We start from the raw sequence: 1,641 nt of genomic DNA on the forward strand, positions 1-1,641 counted from the left end.
CGGAGTTGCCGGTGAAGGGCACCTGGAAGCCCGCCGCGCGCAGCGCCTCGGCGGCCTCGGCGGCCTGGCCGACCACCCCGGAGCCGTTGAGCACCTGCACCCGGACGTCGACCGGGGAGATGGTCGGGGCCCGGACGGCCCGACCCCGGCCTCAGCCGCCGTTGACGCCGGCGAAGTCCGGGCCGGTGATCAGGGTGAGCACACCGGGGGTCTCGGACTCCATGGACTCCAGCCGGGCCCCGGGGACCCGCTTGGCCAGCAGGCGCGCGTGGTCCTCCAGACCCTCGGGGTGGCGGATGATCGTGCCGTCCACCAGGTCGGAGTTGCCGGTGAAGGGCACCTGGAAGCCCGCCGCGCGCAGCGCCTCGGCGGCCTCGGCGGCCTGGCCGACCACCCCGGAGCCGTTGAGCACCTGCACCCGGACGTCGACCGGGGAGATGGTCGGCTGCTCGGCGGCGGCCCGCTCCATCTCCTCCTCGGTCAGCCGCTCGTCGCGCGCCATGGCGGTGAAGACCAGTTCGGCGTGCGGGTACTGCCACACGACGTTGGCCCGGTCGGTGGGATCGTCCAGCTCACGCGGGTAGTTGGGGACGGTCATGAAGGTGATCGCGTCCTGCGGGATGTCCTGGAGCTGGGTGGCCAGGGAGAGCAGCGGCTGGAGACCGGCGAGTTCGGGGTCGGTGGTCAGCGACCCGGTGACGGCGCCCATGAAGTCGTAGAGGGCGGCCGGGTTGGTGAGGCTGGAGCGGGCCTTCGCGACGAGGGCCTGCATGAACTCCTGCTGCCGGTTGATGCGGCTCAGGTCGCTGCCGTCGCCCAGGCTGTAGCGGGCGCGGACGTAGCCCAGGGCCTCCTCGCCGCTCAGGCTCTGGCAGCCCGCGTCCAGCTTCAGGTGCGCCTTGGGGTCGTCGATGGGCGCGTCGAGACACATGTCCACGCCGCCCAGGGCGTCGACCATGCCGCTGAAGCCGTTGAAGTCGATGGTGATGAAGTGGTCCATGCGCAGGCCGGCGTTGTGCTCGACGGTGCGGATGGCGCAGGCGGTGGCGTACTCCACGTCCCCGCCCATGCCGCCGGTGGAGTAGGCGGAGTTGAGCTTGCCGAAGTAGGGCTCGGAGACCTCGCCGTTGCCCAGTTCGCAGGCGGGGATCTCCACCCAGGAGTCGCGGGGCAGCGAGACGACGGTGGCCCACTCCCGGTTCTCGGCGATGTGGACGACCATCATGGTGTCCGAGTTCATGCCGTCGAAGTCGCCGTAGGCGCCCTCGGTGCCCTCGCGGCTGTCGGAGCCGATCAGGAGGATGGTCTCGGCGTCGGGGGCGAGGTCGTCGGGGCGGTCGCCGCCGATCTTGTCGTCCACGTCGGCGGACTGCACGTTGCCGTCGAGCTTGTGGTACAGCCAGGCGAGGACGCCGGTGCCCAGGAGCAACAGGACGGCGAGCGTACCGGCGGACCACAAGAGGTAGCGGGGCTTCCTGCGGGGCCTGCCGCGACGGCGACCGCCTCCGCCGCCGGTGCGACCGTCGGTGGAACGGCGGGGGGCCGGGACCCGACCGGCGGTGCGGGTCGCCGCGCGGCCGGTGCGGGCGTCCCCGCGGGGGGCGTTCGGCTCGGCACCGTCCCCGGCGGGGAGGGCACGAC

The 1,641-nt window shown here is 72.8% G+C and carries 2 protein-coding genes; both read right to left on the minus strand.

The window, feature by feature from the left end; all coding sequences use genetic code 11:
* The coding region (locus FOE67_RS25090; protein ID WP_323385482.1) for a LytR C-terminal domain-containing protein at nucleotides 1-100 on the minus strand (100 nt) is incomplete at its 3' end.
* 51 nt (nucleotides 101-151) lie between these two features.
* On the minus strand, nucleotides 152-1,641 hold a 1,490-nt coding region (locus FOE67_RS25095; protein ID WP_323385480.1), incomplete at its 5' end, for an LCP family protein.

It is taken from the genome of Streptomyces calidiresistens, assembly GCF_014141525.1.
Lineage (GTDB): Bacteria > Actinomycetota > Actinomycetes > Streptomycetales > Streptomycetaceae > Streptomyces > Streptomyces calidiresistens.